This is a genomic window from Nocardioides sp. CPCC 206348 (assembly GCF_048654705.1).
Lineage (GTDB): Bacteria > Actinomycetota > Actinomycetes > Propionibacteriales > Nocardioidaceae > Nocardioides.
Genome location: NZ_JBMCZA010000228.1, coordinates 1,333 through 1,632, shown reverse-complemented (window position 1 = coordinate 1,632; position 300 = coordinate 1,333).

The following is a 300-nucleotide window of genomic DNA, read 5'->3' as shown; positions in this document are numbered from 1 at the left end:
ATCAACGTCGTGGTCCACGACTGGATGCTCCAGCGCAAGCGGGCGCCGGCCCGACGACTCGAGGACCAGTTGTCGGCACTCGCGGTCCACCTGCTGACGGGCGACGCGACTCCCCTCTGAACGGGCCTCTGAAGGTATCTGAAAAGGCATCTGGCTGGCCGCTCCGACGCCCTCTACGCTCCGCTCATGCGAAAGACCATCATTTCGCTTTGTGGGCTGCTCGCGGTTCTCATCGCGGTCGTGCTGCTCACCCCTGCTGTCCCTGCCTCCTCTGCCTCCCCGGCCTCTGCGGACGAGCCG